The sequence below is a fragment of the Frondihabitans sp. OV104 genome (assembly GCF_057787745.1).
In genome coordinates this window covers 2,494,123-2,514,083 of sequence record NZ_CM173541.1, presented here as the reverse complement: position 1 = coordinate 2,514,083, position 19,961 = coordinate 2,494,123, and the positions used below count along the sequence as shown (strand labels likewise).

17 protein-coding genes are annotated in these 19,961 nt (G+C 70.1%); 6 read left to right on the top strand and 11 right to left on the bottom strand.

Annotated features, from left to right (window positions below; genetic code table 11):
- The first annotated feature begins 32 nt into the window (after positions 1-32).
- Positions 33-1,328 (top strand): NAD(P)/FAD-dependent oxidoreductase, encoded by a 1,296-nt coding sequence (locus tag AC3CBB_RS11815; RefSeq protein WP_488624714.1) that lies wholly within the window; start codon positions 33-35, stop codon positions 1,326-1,328.
- A gap of 65 nt (positions 1,329-1,393) precedes the next feature.
- Here AC3CBB_RS11815 and AC3CBB_RS11810 read toward each other — a convergent pair whose 3' ends face one another.
- Positions 1,394-2,464, bottom strand: a complete 1,071-nt coding sequence (locus tag AC3CBB_RS11810; RefSeq protein ID WP_123505505.1) for an Rv2578c family radical SAM protein — start codon at positions 2,462-2,464, stop codon at positions 1,394-1,396.
- Positions 2,465-2,751: 287 nt separating this feature from the next.
- Positions 2,752-3,078 carry a HepT-like ribonuclease domain-containing protein gene (locus AC3CBB_RS11805; protein ID WP_123505504.1) on the bottom strand — a complete coding sequence of 109 codons (327 nt, stop codon included), beginning with the start codon at positions 3,076-3,078 and terminating at the stop codon, positions 2,752-2,754.
- A 150-nt stretch (positions 3,079-3,228) separates the two neighbouring features.
- Between AC3CBB_RS11805 and AC3CBB_RS11800 the strand changes: the two genes are divergently transcribed.
- Positions 3,229-3,585, top strand: coding sequence for a PRC-barrel domain-containing protein (locus AC3CBB_RS11800; RefSeq protein ID WP_123505503.1), 357 nt, complete (start codon positions 3,229-3,231; stop codon positions 3,583-3,585).
- Between the two features lie 101 nt (positions 3,586-3,686).
- On the opposite strand, the gene AC3CBB_RS11795 is transcribed toward AC3CBB_RS11800, so the two are convergent.
- Positions 3,687-6,338, bottom strand: coding sequence for a phosphoenolpyruvate carboxylase (locus tag AC3CBB_RS11795; protein ID WP_488624713.1), 2,652 nt, complete (start codon positions 6,336-6,338; stop codon positions 3,687-3,689).
- 106 nt (positions 6,339-6,444) lie between these two features.
- Here AC3CBB_RS11795 and AC3CBB_RS11790 point away from each other — a divergent pair, with 106 nt between their 5' ends.
- Positions 6,445-6,846, top strand: a complete 402-nt coding sequence (locus tag AC3CBB_RS11790; RefSeq protein WP_488624712.1) for a hypothetical protein — start codon at positions 6,445-6,447, stop codon at positions 6,844-6,846.
- A 5-nt stretch (positions 6,847-6,851) separates the two neighbouring features.
- Here AC3CBB_RS11790 and AC3CBB_RS11785 read toward each other — a convergent pair whose 3' ends face one another.
- From AC3CBB_RS11785 to AC3CBB_RS11775, 3 genes are all read right to left on the bottom strand, one after another.
- On the bottom strand, positions 6,852-8,234 hold the full coding sequence (locus AC3CBB_RS11785; protein ID WP_488624711.1) for an aldehyde dehydrogenase family protein: 1,383 nt from the start codon (positions 8,232-8,234) through the stop codon (positions 6,852-6,854).
- A 63-nt stretch (positions 8,235-8,297) separates the two neighbouring features.
- Complete coding sequence (locus AC3CBB_RS11780; RefSeq protein ID WP_488624710.1) at positions 8,298-9,011, bottom strand: DUF4184 family protein; 714 nt, start codon at positions 9,009-9,011, stop codon at positions 8,298-8,300.
- 87 nt (positions 9,012-9,098) lie between these two features.
- Entirely contained in the window at positions 9,099-10,400 is a 1,302-nt protein-coding gene (locus AC3CBB_RS11775; protein WP_488624709.1) for an NtaA/DmoA family FMN-dependent monooxygenase, read from the bottom strand.
- A 108-nt stretch (positions 10,401-10,508) separates the two neighbouring features.
- Here AC3CBB_RS11775 and AC3CBB_RS11770 point away from each other — a divergent pair, with 108 nt between their 5' ends.
- Positions 10,509-11,138, top strand: coding sequence for a polysaccharide deacetylase family protein (locus AC3CBB_RS11770; RefSeq protein ID WP_488624708.1), 630 nt, complete (start codon positions 10,509-10,511; stop codon positions 11,136-11,138).
- A gap of 8 nt (positions 11,139-11,146) precedes the next feature.
- Here the strand turns inward: AC3CBB_RS11770 and AC3CBB_RS11765 are convergent, their stop codons facing one another.
- The 4 genes from AC3CBB_RS11765 to AC3CBB_RS11750 are packed head-to-tail and all read right to left on the bottom strand — an operon-like array spanning position 11,147 to position 16,396.
- Positions 11,147-12,466, bottom strand: a complete 1,320-nt coding sequence (locus AC3CBB_RS11765; RefSeq protein ID WP_488624707.1) for an NtaA/DmoA family FMN-dependent monooxygenase — start codon at positions 12,464-12,466, stop codon at positions 11,147-11,149.
- Complete coding sequence (locus AC3CBB_RS11760; protein ID WP_488626744.1) at positions 12,466-13,767, bottom strand: NtaA/DmoA family FMN-dependent monooxygenase; 1,302 nt, start codon at positions 13,765-13,767, stop codon at positions 12,466-12,468. Before AC3CBB_RS11760 ends, AC3CBB_RS11765 begins: the two co-directional genes overlap by 1 nt.
- A 20-nt stretch (positions 13,768-13,787) precedes the next feature.
- A complete protein-coding gene (locus AC3CBB_RS11755; RefSeq protein ID WP_488624706.1) occupies positions 13,788-15,071 on the bottom strand; it encodes an NtaA/DmoA family FMN-dependent monooxygenase in 1,284 nt (427 codons plus the stop codon).
- Between the two features lie 32 nt (positions 15,072-15,103).
- Positions 15,104-16,396, bottom strand: coding sequence for an NtaA/DmoA family FMN-dependent monooxygenase (locus AC3CBB_RS11750; RefSeq protein WP_488624705.1), 1,293 nt, complete (start codon positions 16,394-16,396; stop codon positions 15,104-15,106).
- A 213-nt stretch (positions 16,397-16,609) separates the two neighbouring features.
- Between AC3CBB_RS11750 and AC3CBB_RS11745 the strand changes: the two genes are divergently transcribed.
- Together AC3CBB_RS11745 and AC3CBB_RS11740 are read left to right on the top strand one after the other, a co-directional pair.
- Positions 16,610-17,515 carry a GntR family transcriptional regulator gene (locus tag AC3CBB_RS11745; RefSeq protein WP_158614179.1) on the top strand — a complete coding sequence of 302 codons (906 nt, stop codon included), beginning with the start codon at positions 16,610-16,612 and terminating at the stop codon, positions 17,513-17,515.
- Positions 17,502-18,158 carry a UTRA domain-containing protein gene (locus tag AC3CBB_RS11740; RefSeq protein ID WP_123505493.1) on the top strand — a complete coding sequence of 219 codons (657 nt, stop codon included), beginning with the start codon at positions 17,502-17,504 and terminating at the stop codon, positions 18,156-18,158. The genes AC3CBB_RS11745 and AC3CBB_RS11740 overlap by 14 nt, the downstream gene beginning before the upstream one ends.
- A 73-nt stretch (positions 18,159-18,231) precedes the next feature.
- Here the strand turns inward: AC3CBB_RS11740 and AC3CBB_RS11735 are convergent, their stop codons facing one another.
- On the bottom strand, positions 18,232-19,824 hold the full coding sequence (locus AC3CBB_RS11735; protein ID WP_158614178.1) for an ABC transporter substrate-binding protein: 1,593 nt from the start codon (positions 19,822-19,824) through the stop codon (positions 18,232-18,234).
- Positions 19,825-19,961: the final 137 nt, after the last annotated feature.

The window sequence follows — 19,961 nt, the reverse complement described above, 5'->3', positions numbered from 1 at the left end:
GCCTCCTCGTTCGTCGCAGGGAAGAGGACCACATGGCAGAGATGCCGCACGTCGTAATCGTCGGGGGCGGGTTCGCCGGCATCGCCACCTTGAAGGCACTCAAGGACGCCCCGGTCCGCGTGACGCTGATCGACCGCCACATCTACAACATGTTCCAGCCCCTCATGTACCAGGTGGCGACCGGCGGGCTCAACGCCGGCGACGTGACGTACTTCCTGCGGAGCCTGCGCAAGTCGCAGCCCAACGCCAACTTCCAGCACGGCCTGCTGGCCAAGATCGACGACGATGCTCGCAGGATCACGCTGGCCGACGGCGAGGTCATCGCCTACGACGCTCTCGTCCTCGCGAACGGCGTGAACACCAACTACTTCGGCACGCCCGGCGCCAAGGAGTACGCGAAGTCGATGTACTCGCGCTCGCAGGCGCTCCGCATCCGCGACGAGCTGTTCACGCAGCTCGAGAAGGCGGCGCTCCGCGAAGACACCTCCGAGGTGCGCGTCGTGATCGTCGGCGGCGGCTCCACCGGCGTCGAGATGGCCGGCGCGCTCGCCGAGCTGCGCGACCAGGCGCTCATCCACGCCTACCCCGAGATCGACCGCAAGAGCATCACCATCACGCTCGTGCACCGCTCCGGCGAGCTGCTCAAGCCGTTCGCGGCGCGCCTGCGCAGGTACGCGGCGTCGTCCCTCCGCAAGCGCGGCGTCGAGCTCCGCCTGAACACGGGCGTCGCCGAGGTGCAGAAGCACGGCGTCGTGACGGCCGACGGCGAGTTCATCCCCGCCGAGCTCGTCATCTGGGCCACCGGCGTCACGGCCCACGGCGAGGTCAACGACTGGGGGCTCGAGCAGGGCAGCGGCGGGCGGATCGTCGTCGGCTCCGACCTGCGCGTGAAGGGCCACGACCGCATCTTCGCCGTCGGCGACATCGCGCTCACGCCCAAGCCCCTCGACCAGCTCGCCCAGCCGGCCCTGCAGGGCGGGGTGCACGTCGCCGAGCAGATCCAGCGCATCCTCGCCGGCAAGCCCACCAAGAGCTTCAAGTACCACGACCGCGGCACCATGGCGACGATCGGCCGTCACGCCGCCGTCGCCCAGCTGCGCGGCGGGATCACCCTCACCGGCGTGCTCGCCTGGTACACGTGGATCGTCATCCACATCTACAGCCTGCTCGGCAACAGCAACCGCATCACCACGATGGCGCATTTCATCTCGCGCTACGCCTTCTTCGCCTACCGGAAGGCCGTGCCGATCGTCGGCGACGTGCGCCCGGTGCGCAAGCACGGCGACCGCGTCGAGGAGATCCCGGCTACCACTGACGCGCGCGGGTAGGTCCGTGCCCTCCTGGTACGACCGCGTAGAGCGCGTTCGTGCCGGGGGCGCGGGCCTGCGTCGGGTCAGAAGAGGGTGGGAGCCGGAGGGTCGGCGGGAGCGGGCGCGCGACGACGGCCGTGCAAGCCGAAGAGATCGCGCGTGGCCGGGCCCGGGACGGGCAGCCCGTGTCGGCGCAGTGAGGCTCGCGCTCGGTCGTACACGAGTTCCTGGTACCCCTTCGACGCGTGCGTGCCGCCCGAGTAGAGCCTGCGGTAGCCGTCGAGGAGGTGCGGGCGCTCGCGCTCGATCCAGCTCAGGTAGAGCTCCTTCACGCCCGGCTGCAGGTAGAGCAGCGACGGCAGCACATTGGTCGCGCCCGCGTCGGCGAGTGCGCCCATCAGGTCGTCGACCTGCTCGGCGGAGTCGGTCAGCCCCGGCAGCAGGGGCGCTGCGAAGACCGTGCAGTCGAGGCCGGCGTCGCGGATCGCGCGGACGGTGGCGAGTCTCGCCGTGGCAGACGGTGTGCCCGGCTCGATGGAGGACTGCAGGTCGTCGTCGAGAACGGCGATGGACATGCCCAGCTGCACGTCGACGCGCTCGGACGCTCTCACGAGGCGGTCGAGGTCGCGACGGATGAGGGAGCCCTTCGTGAGGATCGAGAAGTCGACCCCGGCGTCGGCGAGCGCGTCGATGATGCCCGGCATGAGCGCGTACCGGCCCTCGGCCCGCTGGTAGGGGTCGGTGTTCGTGCCCATGGCCACCCGCTCGGGCAGCTCGCGCTTGCGCGCCAGCTCGGAGCGGAGCACCTCGGCGACGTTCGTCTTGACGACGATCTGCGTGTCGAAGTCGTCGCCGAGCCCCATGCCGAGGTGCTCGTGCGTCGGGCGCGCGTAGCAGTAGACGCAGGCGTGGGTGCAGCCGCGGTACGGGTTGATGGTCCACTCGCCGGGCAGCACCTTGGCCGTCATCGGCACGTGATTGAGCGCCGACTTGCTGAGCACCTCGTGGAACGTGATGCCCTGGAACTCGGGCGTGCGGACACTCCGGACGAGCCCGCTGACGCGCTCCAGGCCGGGCAGGGCGCCGGGCGCGCTGGCATCGATGCGCTGACCCGCCCACCGGAGGCCGCTCTGCTGAAGTGCTGCGTCGTTCACGCCGCGACCCTACGGCGACCCACCGACATTCGCGCTGCTCGTGCGCGCGGCTCGAGTCCGCACCACGTCGTGCGCTCCCGCCGGCCAGCGCCGCGAGGTGGCCGTCGGTGTCGGCTTGGGCCCGCGGACCCGACGCCGGGGGCCATCTCCCCGAGTCGCGCGCGGGGGCTGCGCGCCGGCCAGCCCTGCGAGGTGGCCGTCGGTGTCGGCTCGGGCCTGCGGACCCGACGCCGGGGGCCATCTCGCCGAGTCGCGCGCGACGCCCCCGCACCAGCGCACCGACGCAGCTAGAGCGACCCCAGCAGCCGCTCCGCCGCGGCCCGCAGCACGGGCACCTCGGTGCGCGCGGTCTCGAGCACGACGTCGCGCGACTTCGCCGAGTACCGGTGCAGCACGCGGGATCGGATGTGCGAGATCTCCTTCCACGGCACGCTCGGCTCGCGCTTGCGGGTGGCCGACTCGAGCCCGTGGACGGCCTCGCCGATCTCGACCAGCCGCATGCGGATCGCGTCGAACGCGAGGTCGGGGTCGACGCCGTCGCGCGCCAGATAGTCGGCGATGATCTCGCAGGCTGTCACGATCTCGCCGAGGCGGGTGCTGTCGTCGCGGCTCACTGGCCGGCGCCAATCGGGGTCACGTCAATGACTGTAGCGGGCGAGGTGGATGAACCGGGCCAGAGCCGTGAACACGGTGCGACGGGGAGGTGTCCGAGCGACTACCGTCGTCTACAGGAGCCGGATTCACCGGCCCGACGAGGAGGCACCGTGTTCGAAGCCGAGAACCTGCGCGATTGGATCGGCCTCGCGGTCGTCGACCAGAGCGACGACAAAGTCGGGACGCTCGAGAGCGTCTACTTCGACACGTCCACCGACAAGCCCGCATTCGCCACGGTCGAGTCGGGCGTGCTCGGCGGCAAGAAGCTGATCTTCGTACCGCTCGACGGCGCGGTCGTCGCCCCCAAGCACCTGAAGGTGCAGTTCGGCAAGAAGCTGATCAAGGAGGCCCCGTTCATCGCCACCGACGGCGAGCTGCAGGCCTCTGACGAGCCAGCGATCTTCGCGCACTACGAGCTGCCGTACGCCACGGGCAGCGGCGGCGAGCGTCGGCTCGGGCGGCGCTGACCGCGAGTTCCTGCGCCCGTATCCGACGCGAGAGCGGCCGGCCCGGTGTTCGACGTTCGTCGGATCCCGGACCGGCCGCTCTCTGTTCGCGCCTGGCCCGATCAGCCCGTGTTCTGCAGGCCGGCGGCGATCCCGTTGACGCTGAGCAGCAGGAGGCGGTGGTCCGCGTCGGCCGGGTCTTTCTCGACGGAGCGGCGGATTCCGCGGAGGGCGCGCAGCTGCAGCAGCGACAGCGCGTCGACGTAGGGGCTGCGGAGGCGCACCGCGCGGCTCAGGACGGGCCGGCCGCCGAGCACGTCGTCGGAGCCGCTCGTCGCGAGCACCCACTGGCGGGTGAGCGCCATCTCGTCCATGACGGCAGCCGTGAGGTCGTCGCGATCGGCGAGGGCGAGGTACTGGCGGGCGATGGTCTCGTCGGTCTTGGCCAGCGACATCTCGACGTTCTTGATCATCGCGGCGAACAGCGGCCAGTTCGCGAAGGCATCGCGCAGGATCTCGACATCGCCGACGGCGGCCAGCGCCGAGCCGAGTCCGTACCAGCCGGCGAGATTGATCCGCGCCTGCGACCAGGCGAACACCCAGGGGATGGCGCGGAGGTCTTCGAGCGACGACACCGACAGGCCGCGGCGGGCCGGGCGGGAGCCGAGGGCGAGGAGGCCGATCTCCTCCATCGGGGTGACCTGCGCGAACCACTGCGCGAAGCCGTCGGCCTTGACCAGGCCGAAGAAGCGCTCGCGCGAGGCGGCGTCCATCGTCTCGGCCAGGGCGCCGTATCGCGTGGCGGCGTCGGCGTTGAGCTTCTCGTTCGACGGGCTCGACGCCATCAGGGTCGCGGCCGCCATCTGCTCGATGTGGCGGGCGGCGATGGTCTTGTTGCCGTACTGGGCGAAGATGACCTCGCCCTGCTCCGTGATCTTGAAGCGGCCGGCGACCGATCCGGGCGGCTGCGCCATCACGGCCTCGTTGGCTGGCCCGCCGCCGCGGCCCATCGCACCGCCGCGGCCGTGGAAGAGGGTGAGCTCGATGTCGTTCTCGGCGGCCCAGTCCGAGATGCGGGCCTGCGCGTCGTAGAGCGCGAACGTCGCCGAGACCGGCCCGACGTCTTTCGACGAGTCGGAGTAGCCCAGCATGACCTCGACCGTGCGGCCGGTGGCGTCGAGCCGCTCGCGGTACGACGGCGACTCGAGGATCTCGGTGAGGATGCGCGTGCTGTTGTCGAGGTCGGCGAACGTCTCGAACAGGGGGATGACGTCGAGGACGGGTGCGGCCTCCTTCGATCCGAGCGCCGCCTCGGCGAGCGAGAAGACGTTCTCGAGGTCGTCGGACGACTGCGTGAACGACACGATGTAGCGAGCGGCTCCGCGGCGGCCGAAGCGCTCCTGCAGGCCCTTGATCGTCTTGAAGACCTCGAGCACCTCGAGGGTCATCTCGCTCAGCTCGCCGCCGGCGCGGATCTCGGCCAGGGCCGTGCGGTGCACCTGCGAGTGCTGGCGCACCTCGAGCTCGGCCAGGTGGAAGCCGAACGTCTCGACCTGCCAGACGAGGTTCTGGAGCTCGCCGTTCGCGGCGCGGTGGGCGCCGGCCGCGCGGAGCGACGCCTGGATCGTGCGGATCTCGTCGAGCAGGACCTCGGGCGAGCCGTAGGCCAGGGGGCCGCCCTTGCGGGTGGCGCGGATGCGGGCGGCGATGAAGAGCAGCACTCGGCGGTGCGTCTCGCCGGGGGAGCGGATGCCGATCCGGCTCGCGAGGGCCTCGTCGAGGGCGTGCTGCGAGTCGGCCAGGGCCTGGAGCCCGGCGTCGGGCGGGGTGTCGGCCTCGTCGAGCGTAAGGGTCGAGCCGATGCGCGAAGCGGCCCGCGAGAGGCCCAGCAGGACGTGCTCCGAGGCGATCTCGGCGGCCTGCCGGGTGACGTCGGCCGTGACGTGCGGGTTGCCGTCGCGGTCGCCGCCGATCCAGCTCGAGAGGCGCAGGAAGGCGGGGGCCACCGGCGGGGTCGAGCCGGCCGCGTCGCCCTGGAGGCGGTCGTCGAGCAGGCGGTAGACGCGAGGCACGATCTCGAACAGGGTCTGGTCGAACACGTTCATCGCCGTGCGGACCTCGTCGAGCGGGGTCGGGCGGGTCGTGCGGATGGGCGACGTGCGCCAGAGCGTGTCGACCTCCTCTAGCAGGCGGCGCTCGATGTCGCCGGTCTCGATGTCGTTCTGACTCGAGTCGCGGGCCTCGAGCAGATCGCTGATGCGGCGGATGGCCGACGCCACGGCGCGGCGGCGGGCCTCGGTCGGGTGCGCGGTCAGCACCGGCTGGAAGCGGAGGTTCTGCAGGCGGTCGGCCGCGGCCTCCGCGCCGACCTCCTCGGTGAGCTGGTCGAGCGTCGCCGGCAGCGAGTCCGACGCGTCGCCGGCCGCCGAGCCGCGGCGCTTGAGGACGCGCACGCGGTGGTGCTCCTCGGCGAGGTTCGACAGGTGGAAGTAGCAGGTGAAGGCGCGGGCGACCTGCTCCGCGCGCTCCTGGTCGAGGTCGTCGACGAAGCCCTGGGCGGTCTCGACGGCCTCCTGGCCCTCGTAGGCGCCGATGACCGCGAGGCGGACGCGCTCGACGTCGGCGAACAGACCCTCGCCGCCCGACTCGCGGAGCACGCGGCCGAGCAGGTTGCCGAGATAGCTGACGTCTTCGCGCAGATGGGCGTCGACGGCCTCGCGGATGTCGTCGCGGCTCGAGCCGGGCTGGCGACGGGCACCTTCGAACGTGGTCATGGCAGATCCCTTCGGAGGTGTCGGGTGGTCACCCTCAATAGTTACCAGAGTTTGGCAGACCGTTACGCCGCGAGAAGCCGTGTTCCAGGTGTGACATTCTGTGTGCATGGAACCGTACTTCCGCCCCTTCGCCGCGCTCGGCCTCGTCCTCCTGCTCGCCGGGTGCACGACGGGTGCAGGAACCCCGGGGCGTCCCCTCGGCGCCTACCTCGGGTCCCCGCTCGCCGCTGTCGACCAGTCGGTCGCTCGGCCGGCGCAGATGCGGCTCGTCGACCGCGGCGACCTGCTCGGCGCGCTCACCGTGCCCGAACCCGCCACCGCCGGATCCGCGCCCTGGACGGTCGTCGCCCTCTGCGCCGACGCCCCGCACCTGCCGTCCGCCCGTCGCGTGTCGGCCGCCGTGGTCCGCACCGGCGATCTCGACGCCCGCCTGCTCGAGCAGGTGCAGCTCGGCGTCTTCGCGGACGCCGTCGAGTGCGGCCCCGGTGAGACCCGCGCGATCCCGTGACGGGGCTAGCGGAGGCGGCCGAGCACCCGCCGCACGAGCGCGTCCTTACGCGCCGTGAACGGCGGGTAGGCCACGCGCAGCGTGTCGGGGTGCAGCGGCTTCGACAGCACGGCCTTCTCGTGGCTGAACGTCACCAGGCCGCGATCGCCGTGGTACGCGCCCATGCCGCTGGCGCCCACCCCGCCGAACGGCAGCCCGGGCACGGCGAGATGAGCCGACGGAGCCCCGAACGACACCGCGCCCGACGAGGTCTCGCGGAGGAGGCGGCGGCGCGCGCCGGCCGATTCCGTGAACGCGTAGAGGGCGAGGGGCTTCGCGCCCGCGCGGATGTGGGCGATGGCCCCGTCGAGGTCGGGCACCTCGACGACGGGGAGGATCGGGCCGAAGATCTCCTGCTGCATCACCGGGTCCGTCGGGCGGATGCCGGTGAGGACGGTCGGCGGGAAGAAGCGCGACGAGCGGTCGGGCTCGCCGACGGCGGCCGCGGTTCCTGCGCCCATCAGCCCTTCGAGCCGTTCGAACTGGGAGTCGGAGACGATCCTCCCGTAGCTGTCGCTCTGCGCCGGGTCGGCGCCGTAGAACTGCCGCACCGACTGCCCGACGAAGTCGACGAGCCGCTTCGTCAGGTCGGGCGTCGTCAGCACGTAGTCGGGCGCGACGCAGGTCTGGCCGGCGTTCATGAACTTGCCCCAGGCGATCCGCCGCGCGGCCGCGCGCAGGTCGGTGGAGCCGTCGACCCACACCGGCGACTTGCCGCCGAGCTCCAGCGTCGTCGGGGTCAGGTGCTCCGCCGCCGCCCGAGCGACGATGCGGCCGACGCGCTCGCCGCCGGTGAAGAAGATGTGGTCGAAGCGCTCGCGCAGCAGCTCGGTGGTCTCGTCGGCGCCGCCGGTGACCACGGCGACGGCCTCTGGCAGGAACTCCGGCAGAAGCGAGTGCAGCACGGCCGCCGTGGCCGGCGCCAGCTCGCTGGGCTTGAGCACCGCCGTGTTGCCGGCTGCCAGAGCGGCCACGAGCGGGTCGAGGCTGAGCTGCACCGGGTAGTTCCAGGGCGCGATGATCAGGACGACTCCCAGCGGCTCCCTCACCACGGTCGCCGTGGCGGGGGCCACCAGCAGCGGCACGGGGTGCCGCTTCGGCTTGAGCCACGACCGCAGGTGCCTCAGGGCGTGATCGATCTCGGCGACCACGACGTCGATCTCGGTGAGCCGCGCCTCGTCGGGATGCTTGCGGAGGTCGTCGTGCAGGGCGCGCTCGAAGTCGGCGCCGCGGTCGACGAGCATGCGCCGGAGGGCTCGGAGCTGGGCGAGCCGCCAGTCGAGGGGTGCCGTGACACGCGAGTCGAAGGTGGCGCGCAGGCGGGCGACGGTGTCAGCGGCTTCGGTCATGCCCCATCCTGGCACCGGCCGCACCGGCAACGCGGCCCGTACGCGGGCAAGCGGCGCCTCGGATCAGCTGCTCGCGCGGCGGAGGCGGGTCACCAGGGCGGCGCCGACCAGCAGGAGCGCCGCGGCTGACGTAGCCATGGTGACGCCGCCGACCACGGCCGGCCGAATGTCGACGGAGAGCAGCAGGCCGAGCCCGGTCGTGCTGCCCCCGATGGCCACGCAGGCGGCCATGCCCGCTGTCCACCACGCCCAGGAGGCTCCCCGTGCGTCGGTGGTCGTCGGCGCGCGGCGAAGCCATCGAGCGCCGAGAGCTCCGAGCCCGGCGAGACCTGCGAGTGACGATGCGTACTGCAGCCACTGGTGAGCGGGGAGTCCGACGACCTCTGCTCTGAGGGCCGGCAGGGCGACGACCGCCGCTCCGGACGCGTGCGTGAAGGAGTCCCAGGCGAGGTGGCTCGCGACGCCCACCACGCAGCCCGCGACCAGGATCGCCGGAGGCGCGGCGGCCGTCCGGCCGGGGACGCGCCGCGCCAGAGGGCGGGGGAGCAGTCGAGGCAGGACCGGGACCAGCACGAGGCGCCAGATCACGAGCAGCCCCAGGGCGATCGGGAGGGACGCCCAGATCGCACCGAGGGCGGAGTGCGTGATGTCGTAGTCGAGCCAGCGCGCGAACAGTGGAAGATCGGGCGCCATGGCGCCGCACGCCACGGCTGCGAGGGGCAGCCGCGCCCGGGCGAGCAGGGGAGCGATGATCGCGTGGCTGAGCGTGTACGGCATCGCCGTATATTACATTCGCGAGCCTGGGGGGAGCTGCCAGCCAGGGGGCGGCGGCGGCGCGGTGGGGGCTGCGGGCTCGGCCGAGTGTCAGAAGGCGAGCAGGTTCTCCTTGAAGGTGCCGAACTCGTACTCGGTGCGGGCGAGGCCGCGCCGCTGCATCTCGGGTACGAGGCCGTCGACGATCTCGGCGACCGACTGGCGGCTCAGTGCGCCCGAGAACAGGAAGCCGTCGCCGCCGACCTCCTCCATGACCTCCTCCATCTGCCTCGCGACGGTCGCCGGCGAGCCGACGAACGGCACGGCGTTCAGCGACGGCATCGAGGCGAGCTCGCGCAGGGTCGCATCGGGCTTGCCCTTCTTCAGGAACGCCTCGAGCGTGGTGCGGTGCCCGTTCGTCGTGATCGCGGGCGGCACCTCGTCGAGCGCGAACTGCGTGAAGTCGACGTTGGTGAGGGCGCTCAGATGGGCGAGCGCGAGCTCGAGGCCGGCATCGCTCGGCACGGCGCGGCGAGCGGCCTTCGCCTGGGCGAGCTCGTCGGTCTCGTCGAGCACGGGCGTGACGACGTAGAGCACCTTGATGTCGTCGGGGTTCCGCCCCGCCTCGACGGCCTTCTGGCGGATGTCGTCGCGGTACTGCTTCATCTCGGCCACGCCGGTGGCCGAGCAGATGATCGTGTTGGCGTGCTTCGCGGCGAATGCGCGGCCCCGGGGGCTGCCGCCGGCCTGGCAGAGCGCGGGCTGACGCTGCGGGCCGGGCATCGCGTTGAGCGGACCGCGCACCTTGAAGAAGGCGCCCTCGTGGTGGATGGGGTGCACCTTCGTGTGGTCGGCGAAGACGCCGGTCTCGCGATCGCGGACGAGCGCGCCCTCGTCCCACGAGTCCCACAGCTTCTTCACGACGCCGACGTACTCGTCGGCCATCTCGTAGCGCTGATCGTGCTCGTAGAGCTCGTCGAGGCCGAAGTTCTGGGCGGCGAGGTCCTCGCTCGAGGTGACGACGTTCCAGCCGATCCGGCCGTGCGTGAGGTTGTCGAGGGTGGCGTACAGACGCGCCAGGATGAACGGCGGGTAGAAGCTCGTCGACGCGGTCGCGACCAGGCCGATCCGGTCGGTGTGCTCGCCCAGCTTCGCCATGAGCGGCAGCGGATCCTGCTTCGGGGCGTACATGTTGTACTTGAGGTCGGTCGCCATCGAGCCGCCGTGGACGTCCGACACCATCAGGGAGTCCTCGAACATCACGTAGTCGAACTTCGCCCGCTCCATGGCGCGGACGATGTCGACGTAGAAGTCGCCGTCGATCCAGTCCTCGCCGTTGGTCCCGTCGAACGGGCCGAGCCACGAGGGCGACGAGAAGTTCAAAAACCAGGCGAGGTGCAGTTTCTTGGGCATGCCTGGACGCTATGCGGGGCGTATTTCGCCTCCGAGTCGCCCGCGTCTCGCTTCATTTCGCAGGGGCGGCGCAATCGGCGCGCAATACGCCGCCCCTACCGTCGGGGCATGACCGAGACGACGACACTCATCCGCACCCTGCCCGACGACGCCGCTCGCGCGGGGAGCGTCGCCTGGACCATCGACGACGGCACGAACGCGGAGTCGATCCGCCGCCTCGCGCTGTTCGCCGCGGAGTCGGGGACACGGATGACGATCTTCCCGGTCGGCAGCTACCCCGGCTGGACCGAGCATGCCGAGCTCTTCGCGCCGCTCGTCGAGTCCGGCCAGATCCAGGTCGGCAACCACACCTGGTCGCACACCGAGCTGATGACGCTCACCGACGAGCAGATCGTCGACGAGCTGGAGCGCAACGAGGCGCACTTCGTCGGCCTCTGGGGCGTGTCGACGAAGCCGTACTTCCGTCCGCCGAACGGCCCGCGCGACGAGCGGACCGACGCCGCCGCAGCGAGCGCCGGCTGGACCCGCCAGGTGATGTGGTCCGGCCTCCTCGCGGAGGGGCCGGCGAAGGGGGCGCAGGAACTCCTCGCCTCCGTCGACACCGAGTTCGCCCCGGGAGCCGTCGTCATCGGCCACGTCAACTACGAGGCCATGCAGGAGGTCCTGCCCGACGTGCTGGCCAGGCTGACCGCCGCGGGCCTGGCGTCGGTCACCATCCGCGACGCCTTCGGCGCCTGACCTCGGGCTCACGCCTCCGACGTGAGCCGCTGCTTGAACGTGCCGGACGGCTGCACCGTCCGCACCAGACCGCGCCGCTGCAGCTCGGGCACGAGGCCGTCGCAGATCTGGTCGATGTAGCGGCGGGTCAGCATTCCGCCGCCGCCGGCGAACAGGAGGAACCCGTCCCCGCCGACCTCCTCGAACACCCGCTGCATCTCGTCGGCGACGGTCGCCGGTGTGCCGGCGAGGGGCACCGCCTCGAACTCGTCCGACGCTGCGGCCTCGCGCAGGGTGCGGTCGCCCGCCCACTTGCGGAAGGCATCGGTGATGCTCTTGCTCGAGTCCGTCACGATGTCCGGGAACTTCTCGTCGAGCGGGAACTGCGCCATGTCGATCTCGTCCGACATCATCAGGAGGCGGCGTCTCGCGCGCTCGTCCGTGATCTGGAAGCGCTCCTCGCGTCGGCGCCGCGCGAGCTCATCGGTCGCCTCGACGAAGGGCGAGATCATGTACAGGATCCGCACGTCGTCGGGGTTGCGGCCGAACTCGACGGCCTTCGCCCGCACCTCGTCGCGGTAGTCGCGCATCTCGTCGACGCCCTTGGCGCTCGACACGATCGTGTCGGCGTGCTTCGCGGCGAACGAGCGCCCGACCGAGCTCCCGCCGGCCTGGAAGATCGGCGGCCTGCCCTGCAGCGGCGGCAGGGCGTTGAGCGGTCCGCGGACGTCGAAGTGCGGGCCGTGGTGATCGATCGTGTGCACCTTGGTCGAGTCGACGTAGGTGCCGGTGGCGCGGTCCATGACCACGGCGTCGGCGTCCCACGACGTCCAGAGCTTCTGCACGACCTCGACGAACTCCTCGGCGATCTCGTACCGGGTGTCGTGCGCGGGCAGCTCGTCCATGCCGAAGTTCCTGCCCGCGAGCTTGCCGCCCGACACCACGACGTTCCAGCCGACCCGGCCGTCCGTCAGGTGGTCGAGCGTCGTGAGCAGCCGCGCCAGCAGGAACGGCTGGTAGAAGCTTGTCGACATCGTCGCGACGAAGCCGAGGTGCTCTGTCGCCGCCGCCAGCAGCGGGATCAGGGGAAGCGGGTCGCTCTTCGGCGCTCGGACGGTGAACTTGAGCTCGGCCTCGGCCGAGCCGCCGTAGACGTCCGAGATATAGGTGCTGTCCTCCAGCATCATGCAGTCGAAGCTGGCGCGGTCGAGCGACCTCGCCATGTCGACGAAGAAGTCGCCGTTCATCCACTCGTCGCCGGTGGTACCCGACCACGGCTGGTTCCACGCCGGGGTCAGGAAGTTGATGAACCAGCCCAGTCGCATCCGCGTCGTCGGCGTGCTCGGCATCAGAAGGACCTCAGATTCTCTCGGAAGGTGGCGCCCTGGGGCAGGTAGTCGCTGCGGGTCAGGCCGCGGCGCTGGAGCTCAGGAACGAGGCCGTCGACGATCTCGCCGATGTAGGTGCGCGTCATCGGCCCCGACATCAGGAAGCCGTCGCCTCCGACGTATCCCATGACCTCCTCCATTCGGTCGGCGACCGACTCGACGCTGCCGACGAGGTCGACGGCGCTGATGCTCCAGCCGGCGGCGACCTCGCGGAGGGTGCGGCCGTCGTCGCCGAGCTTCAGGAACTCCGAGAGCGTCGTGCGGTGGCCGTTGGTGGTGATGTCCTGCGTCACGGGCGCGTCGAGGTCGAACTGAGAGAAGTCCACCTCGGTGAGCGCGCTCAGGTGAGCGAGGGCCTTCTCGACGTTCGTCTCAGCCTGCGCTTTCGAGGAGGCCTGGAGTTCCTGCGCCTCGGCATCGCTGGCAGCGACGAGGGGGCTCACGATGAAGAGCACCTTGATGTCGTCGGGGTCGCGCCCGGCCTCGGCGGCCAGGCGGCGGATGTCGTCGCGGAACTCCTTCATGCGCTCGGGGCCGCGCGACTGGGCGATGATCGTGTCGGCGTGCTCGGCCGCGAAGCGCTTGCCGCGCGGGCTTCCGCCGGCCTGGCAGATCACCGGCCTGCGCTGCGGGCCGGGCACCGTGTTGAGCGGGCCGCGCACCGAGTAGTACTCGCCGGAGTGGTCGATCGTGTGGACCTTGGTGTGGTCGACGTACCTGCCCGTCTCGCGGTCCTGGATGATGGCGCCGTCGTCCCAGGAGTTCCAGAGCGCGTCGACGACCTGCACGAACTCGTCGGCCCGGTCGTAGCGGCCGTCGTGCTCCTGCAGCTTGGTGCGGCCGTAGTTCTGGGCTGCGCGGTCCTCGCTGGAGGTCACGATGTTCCAGCCGGCGCGGCCGCGGCTCAGGTGGTCGAGCGTGGTCATGGTGCGGGCCAGCTGGTAGGGCGGGTAGAAGCTCGTCGACGCCGTCGCCACGATCCCGAGGCTCGTCGTCACCGCGGCGAGAAGCGGGACGAGAGCGAGGGGGTCGTGCTTCGGGGCGTACAGGTGGTGCTTCAGGTCGGCGCGCGACGACCCCTCGTAGGCGTCGGACACCATCGAGCTGTCCTCGAGCATGATGTAGTCGAAGCGAGCGCGCTCCAGGGCCCGGGCGAGGTCCTGGTAGAACCTGCCGTTCGCCCAGGTCTCGCCGTTGTGGCCGGAGAACTGGCCCTCCCACGGAGGCGGGGCGAAGTTGGTGAACCAGCCCAGGTGGAACATGTCGGTCACGGATCGGCCTCTCAGAACGCTCGGAGGTTGTTCTTGAACGTGGTGTCGGCGTAGCCGTCGCGGATCAGGCCGCGGCGGCGGAGCTCGGGGGCGAGGTCGCCCGCGAAGTCGGCGACGGCGCGCGGCGTCACCGACGACCCGATCAGGAATCCGTCGCCGCCCACCTCCTCCATCACGGCCTCCATCTGGTCGGCCGCGGTCGCCGGCGAGCCGACGATCGTCAGGCTCGGGGGCAGCTGGGTCGCGATCTCGCGCAGCGTCAGGTGCTCGCGGCCTTTAAAGAACGCGTCGGTCGTGGTCCGGGCGGCGTTCGTCTCGAACGCCGGGACCGGCTGGTCGAGGTCGAACGCGGCGAAGTCGATGCCCGAGGCGAACGACATGCGGGCCAGGGTCTTCGAGACGTCGGACTCCGCTTCTGCCTGCTTGCGCCGCTGGAGCTCGAGGGCGTCGTCGTGGGTGTCGCCGATGATGAAGTCGGTCAGGAACATGACCTTGACGTCGTCGGGGTTGCGGCCGTGGGCCGCGACGCGGGCGCGGATGTCCTTGCGGTACTCCCTCATCCACTCGACGGTGCCGCTGGGGGCGACGATGGTGTCGGCGTAGGTCGACGCGAACTCGCGGCCGACGGGGGAGCCGCCGGCCTGGCAGATGACCGGGAGGCGCTGCGGGCCGGGCGGGGCGTTGAGGGGCCCGCGCGTCGAGAAGTAGGTGCCCTCGTAGTCGACCTGGTGGATCTTCGTGTGGTCGGCGTAGACGCCGGCCTCCACGTCGTCCAGGACGGCGTCGTCGTCCCACGAGGTCAGCAGCGCCGTGACGGCCTTGGCCCAGTCGGTCGCGATCGCGTAGCGCTCGTCGTGCGGGTACTGCTTGTCGAGGCCGTAGTTCTGCGCGGTGCGGTCGTTGTGGCTGGTGACCAGGTTGAAGCCGACGCGGCCGTGCGACAGGTGGTCGAGCGTCGTCATGAGGCGAGCCGCGAGGAACGGCGGGTAGAACGTCGTCGTCATCGTGGCGATGATGCCGATGTGCTCCGTCGCCTGCGCGAGCAGCGGCACCAGGGCCATCGGGTCGTGCTTGGGCGCCGCGAAGGTGGTCGACAGCGAGTACTCCATCGACGAGCCGAAGGCGTCGGGGATGAAGCTGCCGTCCTCGATCATCATGTAGTCGAAGCCGGCGCGCTCCAGGGCCCTGGCGAAGTCGACGTAGGCGTCCGGGTTCGGGAAGTAGTTGCCGCGGTCGCTGTGGCCTTCGTTCCAGCCCTGCGGGTAGTAGCTGAGGAACCATCCAAGGTGGAACACGGGGGTGTCCTTTCGGGTCGGCGGAAGGCGGGTCAGTAGGCCAGGAGGTTCTCGCGGAACGTGGCCTTGTCGTACGACGGGCGGATCACGCCGCGCTGGCGGAGGGCCGGGGCGAGGCCGTCGGCGATCTCGGTGATGTTCTTGCGCGTCACCGGCATGGCGATCAGGTAGCCGTCGCCGCCCGCGTAGTCCATGTGCTCCTCCATCTCCTGCGCCACCGACTCCGGTGTGCCGACGAGACGGACGGACTCCTGCGTGCGGTGGTTCATGACCGCCTCGCGGATGGTGGCGCCCGAACGTGCCCAGTCGTTCATCGTCGACTGGTGGCCCTCGTTCTTCGAGAGGTCGGGGAAGGGGGCGTCGTAGTCGAACTTCGACCAGTCGGTGCTCGTGAAGTACGAGAAGCCGGCGACCTGCGCGTCGATGTTGGCGGCGGTCGCGTCTTTCATCGCCTGGTCCTTCGCCTCGGCCTCGCCCTTCGAGTCGGCCATGATCGGCGACACCAGGTAGAGCACCTTGACGCCGTTCGGGTCGAGGCCCAGCGCCTCGCGGCGGGCCGTGATGTCGTCGCGGTACGCCTTCATCTCCTCGACGCCCTTGACCGCGGCGATGATGGTGTCGGCGTTGCGGGCGCCGAACTGGCGGCCGACGTCCGAGCCGCCGGCCTGGCAGATGACCGGGTGGCGCTGCGGGCCGGGGATCGTGTTCAGCGGGCCGCGCGAGCGGTAGTACTTGCCCTCGAAGTCGACCGTGTGCACCTTCGTGTGGTCGGCGAAGACGCCCTGCGCCTCATCCATGAGCACCGCGTCTTCGTCCCATGAGTCCCACAGCGCCTTGACGACGTCGACCCACTCGTTGGCGCGGTCGTAGCGCTCGTCGTGGGGGATCAGGTCTCTGAGGCCGTAGTTCTGCATGGCCGACTTGTTGCTCGACGTCACCAGGTTCATGCCGACGCGGCCCTCGGTGATGTGGTCGAGCGTCGAGAACAGGCGCGCCGCCATGAACGGGTGGTAGAACGACGTCGAGATCGTCGCGACGATGCCGATGTGCCGGGTCGCGTTCGTCAGCAGGGGCACCAGCGGGATCGGGTCGAAGCGGATAGTGCCGCCGCTCTTCACGCTCGACTCGAAGGTGCCGCCGTGGACGTTGGGGAGGACGGAGGAGTCCTCCATCATCATGTAGTCGAAGCCGGCGCGCTCCAGCGAGGTCGCCATGTCGATGAAGAGCTGCGGGTTGCCGACGTCGCTTCCGACGTTGCCCGACCAGCGCTGATTCCAGTTGTAGACGCCGAACCCGGTGCCCATGAACCATCCCATGTGAAACATCTGCGTGCCCTTTCGTTCAGGAGTCGTCGGCGACCGGAGCCGAAGACGACCCGTGCCTGTGGAACCAGTCAAGGGGCGGCGTATTACAGCCGCGAACGGGGCGTATTTCTCGCGTATTACGCTGTCGAGTCGATTTGACGTCAGGTGTCGCCCAGATGCGAAACCGGCCGTACGGTGGGTCCACTCACGCAAATAGGGATGGTGCGACCGACTATGTCCTACACGTTCAACGAGCAGCGGGCGGCGCAGTTCCAGAAGCAGCGCCAGCTCCAGCAGGCCCCTCTCCACACGTCCTCGCGACGCACGTACGAGCAGCTCCGGGCGAGCATCCGCGCGGGCATCGCCGACGCCGAGAACAACCGCTTCCACGAGCTCAGCATCTCGAAGGAGTTCGGGGCCAGCAGGAACTCCGTCCGGGTGGCGCTGTCGATGCTGGTCGCCGACGGTCTGATCAGCCGGGCGCCGCGGCGCGGAACCCTCCTGACCAACCGGATCGTCGACTTCCAGGTCGACCAGGTGCTGCCGCGCGACTTCACGCCGCACCCGCAGGACGACGCCTACGACCTCGGCGTCGTGACCCTGCAGGACGGCGTGATCCCGACGCCCCCGATCGTCGCCGACCTGATGGGCGCGCCGGCCGACTACACGCTCAGCTACGTCCAGCTCGGCGTCTACGGCGACTCGCCGATCTTCCTGCGCACCGGCGTCGTGCCCCTGCTGGAAGACCCGCAGAACTTCGTCGACCGCGTCGAGTCGTTCGAGACGACCGCGACCAACAACCACCCCCTGGCGATGCCTGAGATGAGCAATCCGGCCGAGGCGCTCGAGGTGACGGCCACGATGCGCCGCACCTTCAAGGAGGAGTTCGGCAAGCTGTACGGCTGCGCCTTCGGCTTCCTGCGCAACCGCGTCGAGGTGGTCGGCGCCGACGAACGCACCGCCCGCCTGCTCGGCGTCGAGGAGGGCTCCCCGCTGCTCCTTCGCCAGCAGTACAGCTACGACATCCAGGGTCGCGCCCGCGAGTACAGCTTCACGCACTTCCGCGGCGACAGGTCGACCCTGTCGAAGACGCAGGCGCACCTGCACTCCGAGCCGGAGAAGACCGATGACGCCGAGTGATGCCCAGCCCGTCCCGCCGTCCGAGCTCGTGCAGCGCCGCGCCCAAGCGTGGATCTCGCGCATCGCGGCCGACACCGGAGACGACCTCGCACCCGAGACCCCGACACCGGGGCGCAGGATCGAGCCCGAACCCCTCGTGGTCATCCCGTTCGGCGCTCACACCGACCACCAGCGGCTCCTCCTCGACACCGGCGAGGAGGCCGAGGTGCGCCTCCGCGTCATCGAGCACGCCCTGGTCTCGTCGTCGCCGCTGATCCGCGCTCGCATGCACACCGATCAGGACACCGTGGCGATGCTCGAGCAGCACGCCACCCTCGACGACGAGCCCCTGTTCGTGCGCGTCTCGTACCATCTCTCGAGCGACCTCGACCCGATCTCGCGCGCCTGGAGGGCGCACGTCCCCGGCGCCGACGTCGGCACCATGGGCGACCTGTTCCGCCGGCTGTTCGGGCGCGAGCTGGCCCGCACCGAGTCGAGCGTCGAGGCCGTGCGCAGCGACGCGCGGACGGCCCTGTCGCTGCGAGTGCCGGTCGGCAGTCCGATGATCCTGCGCGAGATGGTGCTGACGGCCGACGACGGCGTGGTGCGGGAGCTGAGCTTCACGCACTTCAGGGCGGACCGCGTGGCCTTGCTCGCCGACTGACCGCAGTTCCTGCGCGAGAGGAACACGAGAAGGCCCCCGCCGCTGGTGCGACGGGGGCCTTCTGCTGCGCGGGTCAGTCCTTGGTCATGACCGAGAGGTCCACCGCGTGGTCGAGACGCCAGGTCCAGCCGTGGAGCTTGGACGAGACGGCCGAGTCGGAGGCCGGCTGCGCGATGTAGATCGCGGCGATCTGGTCGCCGAGCCAGCGCTTCTCGGCGGCATTGTAGGCCTTGCCGCCCTCGTCGGTCAGCGGGTCGGGCACGTCGTTCGCCGTGGCGAGCAGCTTCGCGAACGTCGGGTCGTCGTACTGCGAGTAGTTCGAAGACGAGCCGGGCGTGGTCTGCAGGCCGAGCTGGTAGCCCTGCGAGAGCGCGAGCGCCTCACCGGTGAACAGGCTGGCCTCGGTCTGGCCCTTGGTGCCGCGCTCCTGAGCCTGAGCCGTGGGGACGGAGTCGACGGTGATGTCGAATCCGGCCGCCTCGGCCGAGCTCTTGATCGCGACGGCCGTGTCGACCATCGCCTGGTTGTCGTTGGCGACCGTCAGCGTGACCGGGATGTTCGTCGTGTAGCCGGCGGCCTTCAGCACCTTCTTCGACGTGGCCGCGTCGTAGCTGTAGTCGGGCAGGCCCGAGCCGTCGTAGCCGGGAGCGCCCGAATCGAGCATGGTGTTCTTCTTGGTCGCTCGGCCCTGGAGCACCCCGTCGATGACCTGGCCGTAGTCGATCGCCGTGGTGAACGCCTTGCGCACCGCGATGTCTTTGAACGGGCCGGTCTTCACGTTGAGCTGGATCGCGACGTAGCCGTTGCGGGCCTTCTTCGGGACCAGGACGCCGGAGTCCTTCTCCAGCGACGCCTGGTCGGCGGGCAGGAGCCCGAGAGCCACGTCGGCGTCGCCGTTCTTGAGAGCCGTGGCCCGGTTGCCGGCATCCGCGACGACGCGCTGGATGATCTTCGTGATGGTGGGGGTGTTGGCGAGCCCGGTGTCGGTGCGCGCCTCGAGCACCATCTCGGAGCCTTCGGTGACGCTGGCGACCTTGTAGGCGCCGAAGCCGAAGTCGAAGCGGCCGGACGAGAACTTGGTCGCGTAGGGGTCGTCCTTGGTGACGTGCTTCTTGAGGAACGTCGAGTCGTAGATCTGGCCGACGATGTCGCTGAGGTTCGACAGCAGCGTAAAGCCGTAGGCGGCCTTCGCGACCGTGAACTTCACCGTGTACTTGTCGGGCGCGGTGATCTGCTTGAGGTCCGTGAGCGCCGGCGTGATGACGTAGGGCACGATGCTGGTCGCGGCCTTCATCTTGCGCTCGAACGACCAGAGGACGTCTTCGCTCGTGAGCTCGTTGCCCCGCTGGCTCTTCACTCCGTGGCGGAGGTTGAAGGTGTAGGTCAGGCCGTCCTCCGACTTCGTGTAGCTCTTGGCGAGGACGCCGGTGAAGTTGTAGATGTCCTGGTCCTGGGTGTCCTTCTGGTCGCCTGCGACGTACTTCTGGGTGATCAGGTCGTTGAACAGGTAGTCGCCGGTGTCGAAGTAGCCGGCGGTCAGCGCGAAGCTGGTGTCGAAGCTCAGCTGGGTGGCGAGGGCGGGGAGGACCTCGACGACGGTCTTGCCGGTCGTCTGCTTGGGCGCGAGGTTGCTGCAGCCGGTGAGGACGAGGACGGTTGCGGTCACGGCCGCCGCGGCGGCTAAGAGCCGCCGGTACGAGGGCCGCGTATTTCGAGAACGACTGCTACTGAACACTGCGTACTCCAGGTGTGTGAGGGGGGAGGTCTCCGCAAGTGTCGAAGTCGGCTGTTTCAGCCGATGAC